8 protein-coding genes are annotated in these 12895 nt (G+C 67.5%); 4 read left to right on the forward strand and 4 right to left on the reverse strand.

What is annotated here, in order from left to right:
* Positions 1-112: 112 nt before the first annotated feature.
* Positions 113-616, reverse strand: a complete 504-nt coding sequence (locus BXA11_RS32190; protein ID WP_076440607.1) for a hypothetical protein — start codon at positions 614-616, stop codon at positions 113-115.
* 1070 nt (positions 617-1686) lie between these two features.
* Between BXA11_RS32190 and BXA11_RS32195 the strand changes: the two genes are divergently transcribed.
* Positions 1687-2103: a hypothetical protein gene (locus tag BXA11_RS32195; protein ID WP_076440609.1), complete on the forward strand. Its 417-nt coding sequence runs from the start codon at positions 1687-1689 to the stop codon at positions 2101-2103.
* Entirely contained in the window at positions 2100-5900 is a 3801-nt protein-coding gene (locus BXA11_RS32200; protein WP_076440611.1) for an nSTAND1 domain-containing NTPase, read from the forward strand. The genes BXA11_RS32195 and BXA11_RS32200 overlap by 4 nt, the downstream gene beginning before the upstream one ends.
* A 104-nt stretch (positions 5901-6004) precedes the next feature.
* Here the strand turns inward: BXA11_RS32200 and BXA11_RS32205 are convergent, their stop codons facing one another.
* Both BXA11_RS32205 and BXA11_RS32210 read right to left on the reverse strand, forming a co-directional pair.
* Positions 6005-6508 carry a hypothetical protein gene (locus BXA11_RS32205; protein ID WP_143734640.1) on the reverse strand — a complete coding sequence of 168 codons (504 nt, stop codon included), beginning with the start codon at positions 6506-6508 and terminating at the stop codon, positions 6005-6007.
* Between the two features lie 668 nt (positions 6509-7176).
* On the reverse strand, positions 7177-8280 hold the full coding sequence (locus tag BXA11_RS32210) for a ParA family protein (protein ID WP_076440615.1): 1104 nt from the start codon (positions 8278-8280) through the stop codon (positions 7177-7179).
* A 1127-nt stretch (positions 8281-9407) separates the two neighbouring features.
* Here BXA11_RS32210 and BXA11_RS32215 point away from each other — a divergent pair.
* Positions 9408-10181, forward strand: a complete 774-nt coding sequence (locus BXA11_RS32215) for a hypothetical protein (protein WP_076440618.1) — start codon at positions 9408-9410, stop codon at positions 10179-10181.
* 336 nt (positions 10182-10517) lie between these two features.
* A complete protein-coding gene (locus BXA11_RS32220) occupies positions 10518-11315 on the forward strand; it encodes a thymidylate synthase (RefSeq protein ID WP_076440620.1) in 798 nt (265 codons plus the stop codon).
* Positions 11316-11750: 435 nt separating this feature from the next.
* Here BXA11_RS32220 and BXA11_RS32225 read toward each other — a convergent pair whose 3' ends face one another.
* Positions 11751-12716: a C40 family peptidase gene (locus tag BXA11_RS32225; protein ID WP_076440622.1), complete on the reverse strand. Its 966-nt coding sequence runs from the start codon at positions 12714-12716 to the stop codon at positions 11751-11753.
* Positions 12717-12895: the final 179 nt, after the last annotated feature.

Genomic DNA, 12895 nt, shown 5'->3' on the forward strand with positions numbered 1-12895 from the left:
CAAGGTTTCTCAGGCCAATGAGCGCGGGGCTCTCTGCTTTTGTGAGGAGTACGCCGACCTGCGGCGTTACCTGCTCTCCTTCACCGTCTCCTTCCGGGCGGCCGCCGTGGGGCTAGGCCGCCACTCCCGTCTTTGTTCCGGCAGCGACCAGTTCCAGGCCCGGGATCGGCGCCCGCTGCGATGCCGCGCTCGGTACCGCGACGTATGCAGGAACCTCGATGCCGTGCTTCCGGCAGAGGAAGGCGACCACGTAGGCGTCGAAGTTCTTCCAGCCTTCGGTCTTCAGCCGGCGCTTGATCTCGGCGTGCAGGGGCTCGGGAAAGCGGATCGTCTGCGCTCTGCGCTCCGTTGCGTCCAGTTGCGCCGCGACGTCGGATCTTGGTTCGGCAGCGACCAGGTCGGCGATGCCGGGGATGCCGGATGCCGTGGTCGACACGCTCGGAAGCGTCAGGTAGGACGGAACGTCAATGCCGTGCTCTCGGCAAAGGAGGGCGACGACGTAGTCCCCGAAGTCCTTCCAGCCTTCGGCCGGCATGCGGCGCTTGATCTCAGCGTCCAGGGATCCCGGGAAGCGGATCGTCTGCGGCTTCCTCTTCCCCCTGTGCGGCTGCGGCATCTCAGCTCCTTCTCCCGCCCGTGCTACTACCACCGATGTAATTCGGATCAGTTCTACCGGAACCTGGTTCGCGAGGCGAGCAAGACGGCTGTGATTTTCCGGCGTGTCGTAGCGCGGTGACGCGGAGTGTTGTGGCGTGTCGCTGCCCGGAGTGCCCTCCGTCACCGCTGACCTGCGGCTTCTGTCCTTCCTGCGCTAGCGAGTGCCTGTGACGGCGTGGGCGGCTGCCCGTTTTCGCTCGCGGTTCGCTTTGGCGAGGCGGCGGCCGGCTGTGCGGGCGGGGGATGGCGGGGCGGTCCGTGTGCGTGTGGTCCGGGCTTGGGTCATGGGGTTCAGGAGGCCGTGGGGGCGTTGCTCGGTCCGTGACGGCCGCTCCCCCGCTGGCGCTCTGCTCCCGGCACTGGTAGCTGGTTCTGCGTCATGCTCTGCGAGCGGTTACGGTGTCGGGCACGCTCCCCTACTCGGCCCTCCGGGCGGTTTCTTACCGCGGATCCGGGCCTGCGATCTACTTTGTAAAGCCCGGCTAGGGTAAACGGAGAAGACAACCGGCGCATCCACGCGGCACCGCACGGGGCCGGGGCTTTGGGCACCGATGGGTAATCCTGGGTTCGAGTGTCCGGTATACGGGGGGAGGGAGAGGCCCGGATAACGGGCCTCTCGTGAGGATGTTGTGCGATGGCCGCGCCTTTACAGCGTAGATTCACTTCGGGGGCGCGAGTGCCTCCCCTACCGTCAGAACCCGTGCCCCCGAGGTGAGAACTTCCGGGACACCTTCAGCTGAATTTCTCAGCGGCCGCGCCCGTCTTACCCGTCGACCGTCGGCTGACCGCACCGGCATAACCACTCGGCACCGTCGAGCTTCGGCGGCCAGAACCCGAACACCGCAACGTCCGACTGCGGTCCTTTACGGCTCTCGGGCCACTGCTCACTAGGAAACTCGTACTCCCGGTTTGGAAACAGCAAGGGCGTCGATTGCGATATGCGCGTGTTGGTTCTTTTCGTCTGCGCGGTGCTGTCGCTGTGGTTACGGCGGCTTGGGGGAACGGATTCGCGCGTTAAGGAGGGCGGGGATGGATCCGCTGGTGTTAGCCGCGGCAACGGCAATGGTGACCGCGATGACGACCGAAGGCTGGCAGCAGGCCCGCGAGGCGGTGGTCGCACTGTGGCAGCGGGCGCGTCCCGAGCGAGCACTGGCGATCGAAGCTGAGCTGGAGGAGACCCGCGCCGAGGTGGTGACCGCCCGCCAATCGGGCGACCGGCAGGCCGAACAGGAACTGGTCGGCGACTGGCAGCGCAAGCTGCGGCGACTGCTGGCCGCCGACCCGCAGCTGGGCGATGAGCTCCGGCGCATCCTGGACCAGGAGCTGGCCCCATTGTTGCCCGCACCCGAGCAGTCTCGCATCCGCGACATCACCATGACGGCCACGGCCCGCGGGCACGGGCGAGTGTTCCAGGCGGGCCGCGACCAGCACATCCACGACAAGTGAGCCGCCCCTCCGAGCAACCGCCAGACCCACAGCACGCCGGCCCCCATTTCCAGGCCGAGGCGTCCGGCGAGAGCAAGGTCTATCAGGCAGGCCGAGACCAGCACTTCTACTACCAAGACGGCGTCCGGCAGCGGCGACGCGCCCACCCAGGCCAGGCCTCGGACCGCTGCCCCTACCCCGGATTGGCCGCCTTCGGGCCCGAACAGGCCCGCTGGTTCTTCGGACGAGATCGGCTGCTGGCAGAGCTAACCGCGCGCCTGGACGAGCGCGCACGGTCCGGCGGCCCGCTAATGGTGGTGGCCCCCTCCGGCGCCGGGAAGTCCTCCTTGCTGCGCGCTGGCCTGCTGCCCGCGCTGGAAGACGGCGCCCTTTCCGGATCGCGACACTGGCCGCAGCTGCTGTTCACGCCCGGCGCCCAGCCGATGGCTGCCTTGACCAAGACCCTGGAGAGACTGCCCGGCATCGACCCGGGGCAGGTCAGTGAAGCGATCGCGGCCGAGGCCCAACAGTGCGCGTGGATGCTGCACGAGCGGTTTACAGCCCGGGACGCCGATCCGGACGTCGTCGGGCCACGCATGATCGTGGTGGTGGATCAGTTAGAGGAATTGTTCACTCAGTGCGAGGACGAGCCGGAGCGCCATCGCTTCATCGAGGCGCTCGCCCAGCTGGCCAGCCCGGGCTTCGGGGGAACCAGGCCGGTGGCGCTGGTCGTATGCGGTCTGCGCTCGGACTTCTACACCCACTGTGCCGACTACCCCCTGTTACGCGCGGCGTTGCAGGACGGGCAGGTGTTCGTCGGGCCGATGTCGCAGGAGGAGCTGCGCGAAGCGATCCAGTACCCGGCCCGGGACGTGGGCTTGGAAATTGAGCCAGGACTGGTCGAACTTCTGCTCCGCGACCTGGGTGCCACCACGGGTAATGGGTATGAAACCGGGCGTCTGCCGCTGCTGGCCCACGCGCTGCGCACCACCTGGCAGCAGCGGCACGGCCACACCCTGACCGTGGAGGGCTACCGCGTCACCGGCGGCATTCAGCAAGCCGTGGCCACCACCGCGGAGCGCATCTTCACCGGTCTGAGTGACGCAGATCGGCGTATGGCCAGGGCCCTGTTCCTGCGTCTGGTCACCATCGGCGACGACATCGACGATGCACGGCGCCGTGTACCCCGCGCCGATCTCCTCAGCCCCGATTCCGGCACCGGCTCGGCCGCCGGAGTCATGGACGCCTTCACCCAAGGCCGCCTGATCACTCAGACCCAGGACACCGTGGAGATCACCCATGAGGCCCTGCTGTCCGCCTGGCCCCGCCTGCATGAATGGATTAGATCTGATCGCGAGTCGATCGACCGTCACCGCCGGCTCGGCGAGGCCGCCCGCCGCTGGGCGGCGAACGGGCGCCTGGTCGAGGAACTCCTAAGGGGTAGCACCCTGCACGCCGCGCTGGCCTGGACGACGTCCACTAGCCTGACACTCAACTCCCTCGAGAAAGAGTTCCTCCAACGAAGCAGCGCCGAGTCGGTACGGCAAAGCAGGCGGCGGAAACTACTGGCGGGTACATTGGCGATTCTGCTCGTCGGCGCGCTCACCGGCGGGATGCTCGCTTGGCAGCAGGCACGCAGAAGTGAGGCGAGCAATCGCCGGCTCGCTGTCAGCGACCGGCGTCTTGCTGAGCAGAGTGCGCAGGCCACCGCTCGTCGGGTTGCCCTGCAGGCCGATGCGTTGCGCGACAGCGACCCGGTGAAAGCGATGCTGCTGAGCGTCGCCGCCTATCGCATCGCACCGGTGCCGGAGGCGAGAGCGGCGGTGTTCAGTGCACTGGGTCAGCAGGAGTTGCGCGGCTTCAAGGACCCAGCGCTCGCCAACGAGGGGCGGGCGCTGAGCATCGACGGCCGGATCCTGGTCAGCGCGGGGGCCGACAAGGTGACCGCTTACGACGTCAGCACCGGCAAGACGATCAGGACCTTCACCGGGGTCGGGCAAGGCCCCTTCAGCGCCGCCCTTGGCCCAGATGGCGACACCCTGGCACTGGGCAGGAACGGTATCCACTTGTGGAGCCTGGGCACCGGCAAGCGGCTCGGCGGCGGGGCGGTCGTGCCGAAAAGTGAGAACTCGGGCAAGGGTGACCCTAGCGAGCTGAGCTTCAGCCCAGGCGGCGGTTACCTGTGGGCGTACCAGAACCGGGGCGGGCCGTACTACGCGCTGTGGAACGTCGCGAAACGGCGGCTGGAGATACCTCCGGAGACACTCCCGCAATCAGAAATTTTGGGAGTGAGCGCTGCGGTACTTGGCCCACACGACGACTTCGGCGCCCTCACCATCTATGCAGGCGCGAAAGAGTCAGCGGACGTGCTGCGGACATTCCCCGAGGGCGGCCCTGTCCCCGGCAAGCGGCTCCCGGAAAACCTTCCTGGACGGATCCTCGCCTTCTCCCCCGACGCCACTCTCGCCGTGATCGCGGGCCAGGAGACCGACGAGGAGAAGATCAGGCTGTGGAACATGATCAAAGGTGACTGGGGGCGAGAGTTCTACGGCCCGAGCCAGGACGCGGTCTTCAGCGCGGACGGCACACTCCTGGTCACCTCCGGCAGTAACCAGCAAGGAACCACCGTCGCCCTGTGGCGCGTGAAAGACGGCGTCCAACTCCTCAATCTGACCATCGACGCCGCGATCGTGGGGTCCCCGAGAATCAGCCCCGACAACGGTACGCTCACCCTGCTCGACGAAACGGGACAGGTGACGGCCTACGACATCAGCCGGTACATGCGTGCGCCCGAGGTCCAGGACGCCGACGCGGAGAACAGGGAATTCAACGCCACCGGTGACGCCCTGTTCGCCCTGGCCGACGGTGTGCTGCACAGGTGGGCGCTGCCCGACCTCACACAGACAAACCTGAAGATCAAGCCGGGCACGAACGACGAGTTCGAAGAACTGGGCATGGCCGTCTCCCCTGACGGCCGCATGCTGGCGACCAGCGTCCTGAACGACTCCACGCCGAAGCTGACGCTGTGGGACATCGAAACCCGGCGCAAGCTGCGTGACGTCACGCTGAAGGAGGAGAGCGCGGAGAAACGCGAACTGCGGTTCAGCCCGGATGGTCGCCTCCTCGCTTTCAGTCACGGTCAGCCCAACGACTACACCGGTGAGGGCGGAGTCGAGATCGTGGATGTCAGGCGTCGCAAGCAGGTGATGCGGTTCACGCCGGTCGCGGGAGACCACATGTCCTTCAGCGCCGACGGCAAGACCCTCGTCACCGCCGACGATGGCGGTGTAGACGTGATCGACCTTGTGAAGAAGAAGCTGCTGCCACGGTCGAAGGGCCCCGGCACGCTGGCCAAGGGGTGGATGGTGCTGGCCCCGAAGGGCGGGCTCGCGGCATCCCCGTACGGGGGCAGAGCAGTGGCCTTGTGGAACACGCATACGTGGAAGCCGACTGGGCAACTGCTCAGGCTGCCCGGGAACGCGCTGAACGGGAGGTTCTCCCCCGACGGACGTTTCCTGGCGGTCGCGCATGACACCCGGGTCACGCTGTTCGACGTGGCGGGCGGCTACCAGTTGGGCGCCCCGCAGGTCGTCACCGTCGCCGAGGCGGCGGAGGACAACGCGATCCGCCCTGTCATCGCCTTCTCCAAGGACAGCAGTGTGCTGCACGTCCTTGGAGGTGACGGCACGCTTCACGAACTGCCCGTCGCCCCCGAACGCGTCGTACCCGAGGTGTGCCGGCGAGCGGGCCGGCCACTGACGCCGGCCGAGTGGCAGGAGCACGTGGGAGGCGAGGTGCCCTACGTGAAGACCTGCTGAGGTGCGGCCCTGCCGCCTGCGGTGTTCGCGGTGCGACTGCAGGGCAGGCGGACGGCCGCGGAGCATGGTCAGCTCGCTCCGCGGCCGCGTAAGTCCTGCACTGCCTAGCCGTTCGCGTCCGGGAGTTCCGCCTCCAGCCGGTCCAGGAACCGGCTAATGATTTCCGCGATGAGGTATCCGACGAGACCATGCCGGGCGTGCTCGCGCAGGTCGCCCTCGAGGTCGGTCATCGCTTCCTTCACCGCAGGGTGCACGGTCGTCGATCGGGACGGCGCCTCGATGCCATCGCTGGCCTGCCGGCGGGCCCGTGCCCACTCGACACATACATCAAGGTCCGCCGGCGTCATCACCGCCAGGGCGGAGTTCCACACGTGGTTCGTGCCGAGCCCCCGCCTTCTCAGCATCTTGCGGAGTCGGTTCATCGCCCGCACCGACCGCCGGTGCAGGTCCTCGGGGAGACGGATGGAGAACTTAGCCCACCGCTCGTCCCCCTCGGAAGCGAGGAGATACGACGCGGCAACCGCGCGACCCGCCTGCCCGAGAGTCACTCCCGACGATGCGGACGCGGGCGTCCGTGGCAACTCCAAAATGGCGCGCGCCGACGGCATGCGGGAGACGGCACCGCGAGACACCGGGCGGGTACGAGGCCTTTCCGCGACTTCCCGCTCGAGCTCGGGCTTCTCCTGTTCGTAGTCCTCAGCATGCTCGTGGCCGGCACCACCAAGCTCGTGCGCTGGAGCTGTGACGGCGGGATGTTCCTCTGCGACCGGCGGGCGCTCTTGCAGCGGCGGGTCTACCTGCGCGGGGGCAGGCGTGGGCACGGTCTCTGGAGCGGGCGTCGGCACGTGTACGGCTGTCGCGGCGGTCTGCTCGGCAGGAGGTTCCTCGACAGCGGGACGTTCCTCTGCGACCGGCGGGCGCTCTTGCAGCGGGGGATCCGCCTGCGCGGAGACAGGCGTGGGCACAGTCTCCGTGACGGGCGCCGACATGGGTACGGCCGTCGCGGCGGCCTGCTCGGCAGGAGGTTCCTCGACAGCGGGCGCCACCGAGACGGCGTCCGCGGTAACAGTCGGCTCCTCAGGGGCCGGTGCTTCAGCCGGGGAATCCTGTTCCGCTGGCTCCTCGTGTTTCGACCCCACAGCAGCAGACGGCACCGAGGAGGCCGCCGGCTCGGTCACGGGCTCGGGGGCCGGAGCAGGCGCGGGCTCCTCGACGGGTTCAGCGGCCCGGCCGAATCCCGTGATCGGCTTGGGCTTCAACCGACTATTCGCCACTCTCACACCTCCCTAATGATCGGCATGCGCAGGTCAGCAGGCCACGCCTGCTTCCACGCCTGCTTCACCTCACCGGCACGCGGATGACCGATCGCCTCCAGAAGCTGGATGGCCACCCCTTCGGCGACCTGGCACACCTTCCGTGCCGGCTCACGATCCGCGCTGGAGGTCAGGAAGGCCGACAAGGGGGCTTCCGCGTTTTGCGACTTGTCGACCACCGTGTAGTTCGGCACCCGGCCCTTCCAGACGTCGACCTCGTACGGTGAGCCCTCCCGCTGCTGCTCGGCGTTGACCTCTGCCATCAGGTGGCGCTGCGTCTGCGACCGCTCGGTGTATTCGTTGAACACCAGACCGAGCACGTCGAGCTCGTCATGCTTGTAGCTCTCCCGGATGTCATCGACCAGCAGCAGCGTCTCCGGGATGGCCTCAACACCGAACCGCTGCGCCTGAGTCACGAGCAGCGCGCGATATGCGGCCTTGGCCGCCATGATGGAGATCAGGGAGCCACCGGGTGGGGTGTCGATGAGTACGACGTCCCACTTGGCGTTGGGAGCGATGCCGCCCTTCTCCGACGGAAGCAGCAGTGCGTTCGCCAGCTTCTCCAGGTCGTTCGGCCGCCATGTCGCCGCCGTCACCTCCAATGCCCGGTAAGAGGGAATGACGCCGATCCTGCCGACCCTTCCCGGGAACAGCGGGCCTCCACGGTGGAACGGCTCGTCCAGGTCATAACCCCAGTCGACGATCTGGATCGCGTCGTCCGCCACACCCTCCGTGTCCGCTTCGATCACTTCAAGGACTGTGGGCTCGGTGGGCGTCATGATGGGCTTCTTGCCGAGCTTCGTCTCTCCGGTCTGCTCCAGCACCACCTTGTGACCCAGGCCGATCGAGCTGTTGCCCTGCGGGTCGAGGTCGACAACCAGCACGTGGAGCCCGAACCGAGCCAGAGCATCTGCGAGCAGCAACGTCAGCGTGGTCTTACCAGCGCCACCCTTACGCATCATCAGCGCGACGACGTTGGCGACCGATTTGATGTCATGGGCAAGCCAGGTGGACGTGTCCGCATGCCCTTCGGGGAGAGCGGCTTCCGGTACCGGTGTGACCGACATGCCAGGGATCCTGCCTTCCGGTTGAGACATAAGGTGCGTCGCTCATCAAGGAGCATGACCGCAGGGGACATGCTAGAGGTCCCCTTGAAGCTTTGGCGGGATTTCCGCCGGGCGTGGCGCTTCCGCTCCGCTTGCACGACTGTGAGGCAGGCCGACCGCCTGAACGTGTGATTGTGTGAAACTCGTACGGCCTGAGCTGTGGACTTTTCCATTCCGCGACCTACAACCACACTGCTGGACACCTAGGCCGCTCCTGCTTCGCCCCGTCCGCTCGCTTGCATGACTGTGGGACAGGCTGACTGTGCGAACGTGTGATTGTGTGAAAGGCATATGGTCTGAGCTGGAGACTTAACTATTCCGTTACCTATGGCCATGCTGTCCGGCATCTGGCTCGGTGCCGCGCTGCCCCGCCTGCACGCATGCGACCAAGGTCGCAGCCGAGGATGCGCGTCCGGCAGTAGGCGGCAGAGCATGGGCGCAGCCGAGGATGACCGTCGGAACCCTTCCTGTTCCTCGACCTGGGGTGGTATCAAGCAAGCGAGGATGCACGTCTCTTAGATCGGGCCCCTGCAAGGGTCGGCCCCCTGGCCGCGTCCTCTGCGAAGGCCTCACCACCATCCAGGCGGCGGGCTCCCCCGGTGCCGTGGGCGGAAGAATTTCTGGTCCAGCACGCGGATCCCTCGCAGCAAACCGGCCTCCTAGTGACCTGCTGCGGGGGGCGGGCCTGCCGCATTCTCCATGCTTGGAGGCATCCGTCCGCTGAAGGGAAGTGCGGCAGGTAACAGCAGAACTCGCTCCCAGGTAGGGGAAACAGAACGCCGGTCCGCGCGCTTGCGGTGTCCTTGCATGGCTGCTGAGTGCCGAGATCAGTCGTAGGGGGCCCGGGGGATCTCGCCGCACTCTCCCGTCCCCGTAGAGGGCGCACAGGGGAGCAACAGGAGGCCCGCCCCCCGCTCAAGTTGTCGCGCAGGGATGGCCACAGTCCCTTACTGAGCACTGTCGAGGGCGGGAAGAGGGGAATGGCGGCGAGTCCAGGCCGACGACAAGAGAGGTGACGACTCTCTCCCGTGTGCACTCGTCCCTCTTAGAAGCAGGAGCGAGCGTAGACGTAAAGATAGAGTTTACGCATGCCCGCACGCCGTATCCCCACCATCAGCCGGGAGGAGATGGAGGCGGCTCGAGACGCGATCGTGGAGCGACCAGGGACCCCCTATGGCCACCGCCATCTGCAAAAGGTGGCGGACAACCCTCTCGAACTTGCCCAGTTCATCGCAGAACAGCACGAGGTCAATCCACGCCAGACGTTGGGGTCTGACGTCCTGGACGCGCTCACCCTGCTCACCTACGCGCGACGCTCGGTTCCCGCCCTTCCCGCTCACCTCGACAGCCTGGAGCTGCGACTCCTGCGAGCAGGCAGTGCCACTCGTCCTCCAGTGACGCTTCGGGCGCTGGGGGAACGCGTGGGGTTGTCGACGAGACAGGCCACCCGGGCACGCATCCTGTCGCTCGCGGATGCCGATAATCGCCGCAAGCACCCCGATGGCGAATTGTACGCCCTCGGGTCGCGGGCTTCCGAGCAGGAAACTCAGTGGATGAACCAGCACGGAGAGCGGCTTCTGCGACTCACGGCCCTCCTTGTTGATGCCCGCGATCGGGCGACTGGCGACCTTTCCTTCGAGCTTGAGCAGCTCGGGCAGACCATCGCAGGCATCGGCTCTCCGCCTAGCTGCCCTCAAGACCACAAGCGTTTGACTATCGCCGCCGCCAGGCTCCGGGCGATGGTCCTCCCTGAGCTCCTCGCTGCGGAGCAGAGGGACTTTCGCGAGAACCTCGGACCTCTGGTGAGGAGCCTGATGGAGCTCACGGAAGAGCACCAGGCCGTCGCCTGGCAAAGCCTCTGAAGGCGAGCCCGAGCCACTACGGGCTGATCGAGGGGCACGCCGTTCGCCTGGCTGCTGGAGCCGGACGAGGGGCGTGTGGTGAGCAAGACGCTGGTCGTCGTGGCTGCCGGGCGGCGCCTTTCGGCGGCGCGTGCGTTCGGGTCGGGCCTTGGTGGCAAAGACTCCCAGGGTCACGCGTCTTGACCGGAGAACTGGACCGGTCTCCGGAAACCGTGATCACGGTCTGGCGAATCCGCGCGTGAGCCAGTGGGTCATCAGCGTGATCGCGGCCCAGGTGATGTGCATCGCCGGCGGCTCTGCCAGGTCTCGTAGAAGCACCGCTTCTAGACTTGCGACATGCCGGATACGCAGTACGAAGACTTGCTCCGCCGTGTGCTCGCCACGGGCGCCCGCAAGGAGGATCGCACCGGCACGGGGACACGGTCGATCTTCGGTCACCAGCTGCGCTACCGGCTGTCCGACGGCTTCCCGCTGATCACGACGAAGAAGGTCCACTTCCGCTCGATCGCCTATGAGCTGCTGTGGTTCCTGCGTGGCGACGCCAACGCCGCATGGCTGCAGGAGAACGGCGTCACCATCTGGGACGAGTGGGCGGCGCCGAACGGTGATCTCGGCCCGGTCTACGGCGTGCAGTGGCGGTCGTGGCCGACCCCGGACGGCGGACACATCGACCAGATCAGCGAGGTGTTGCGCACGCTGCGCGAGGACCCCGACTCGCGGCGGATCGTGGTGTCCGCGTGGAACGTCGCCGACATCCCGCGGATGGCGCTGCCGCCGTGCCACGCGTTCTTCCAGTTCTACGTCGCCGACGGCGAGCTCTCCTGCCAGCTGTACCAGCGCAGCGCGGACCTGTTCCTCGGCCTGCCGTTCAACATCGCCGGCTACGCGCTGCTGACGCACATGATCGCCGAGCAGGTGGGGCTCGGCGTCGGTGACTTCGTCTGGACCGGGGGCGACTGCCACATCTACGACAACCACGAGGACCAGGTCCGCACACAGCTCGCACGCCAGGCGCGGCCGTTCCCCACGCTGAGCTTGAAGCCGGCCGACAGCCTGTTCGGCTACACCTACAGTCACTTCGCGCTCAACGGCTACGACCCGCACCCCGGCATCACGGCACCGGTGGCGGTGTGATCGGGCTCATCTGGGCGCGGTCGGCGAACGGCGTCATCGGCTGCGACGGCACGCTGCCGTGGCATTGGGGGACACGCGCTCGCCGGACTGCGTCGGGCCGTAGCAGGAGTCGTCGACTGGGCTGCGCTACCGGTTCCTGACCTGTGGCTGTGGTCAGCAGCAAGGTGTTGTAAGGGTTTCCGCTCGGCCTCCCGCCCGCATGCTTCCAGAGGACGGCGCGTGGTGGTTGCCGGCTACGACTGTGGTGCCGATGCGGTCAACTCGAGACGGGTGTCCATGTCCAGTCGGCATCAGCCGTAGGGGTTGAAGTGTGTCCAGAACAGCGGTGAGAGGCCCGGCGATCCTGCGGGGGCATGGTCTCGCCGAGCAGCGGCGGCTTCGGCCACGGGTCGTCGAGCCGGATGACCGGTACGACGGCGCCGACGACGAACCGTGTCACGGTGGGGGAGCTGATGCCCATGACGGGCTGTCGCTGAGTTGTTGCTCGATTTTGCGGTTGGCAAGCGGGCGGGTGAAGCCGACGATGTTGCGGCGCGAGCCGTACGCGGTGATTTTGATCGGGCCGCATTTGGTGCAGCGGGCTTCGATGGCCTTGCCGCCTCCGATGACGAGGGCGACGTGCCCGGGGCGGTCGGGTGCGTTGCCCGGGCCGGAGGAGAAGAACACCAGGTCGCCGGGTTGCTCCTGGCCGGCGGGGATGCGGACGCCGAAGGGCCACTGGCCGAAGGTCGTGCGGGGGATGGTCACGCCGGCCGCCTTGTAGGCCATGTAGACGATGCCGGAGCAGTCGTATCCGTCCGGGCCGGTGCCGCCCCAGATGTACGGCTTGCCGATCTGCCGGCGGGCGTAGGCGAGGATCACCTCGACGAGGTCGCCGGCGACGGCGGAGACTGCGGTGCCGTACTCGGCCGCCTTGGCCAGCACGCGGTCGACGTACCAGCCGGCGTGGTTGTAGGCGAACAGCGCCTTGCGTATGTCGGTGGCCGCGCCGGAGGCGCATAGGCAGGCGGCCGCGGTGGGGATCGCGTCGGCGGGGTCGTAGACGTCGGTACGGCCGTCGCCGTTGCCGTCGACCGTGTATGCGGCGAAGGTGGCCGGGAGGAACTGCATGGGCCCGCGAGCCCCGGCGGTGTTGGGGCGCCGGGAGGCGGGATCGCGGCCGTGGTCGGACTCGACCTTGCCGACGGCCGCCAGCACCGTCCACGACAGCCCCGGGCAGGTCTGCGCGGCGTCCATGTACCAGCGCATATATGACGGGGGGATGTCCGAGAGCGCTCGGTGGCTCGGCACCGCGTCCTCGGCGCCGTCGGCCGGGACCGGGGGCTGGGCGAAGACGAACACGACGATCAGCAGCGGGAGTGCGACCGCGGCGGCGGCGGCCCCTGCCCATCGCCATCCCATCAGCGGTCCAGGATCTCGCCGGTGAGCCACCGGACCAGGTGCGCGTCGGGATGTCCGGTGACGGTCGCCAAGCGCCACCCATCGGAGGCGTAGGCCCGCGCCGCCCTGGGGCAGGCGGGCGTTCGTTCTGTGCCGCACCTCCCGCTGCACCCGGGGGAGCGCGCCGCCGTGCGGGCAGC

This window comes from Microbispora rosea (assembly GCF_900156315.1).
Lineage (GTDB): Bacteria > Actinomycetota > Actinomycetes > Streptosporangiales > Streptosporangiaceae > Microbispora > Microbispora rosea.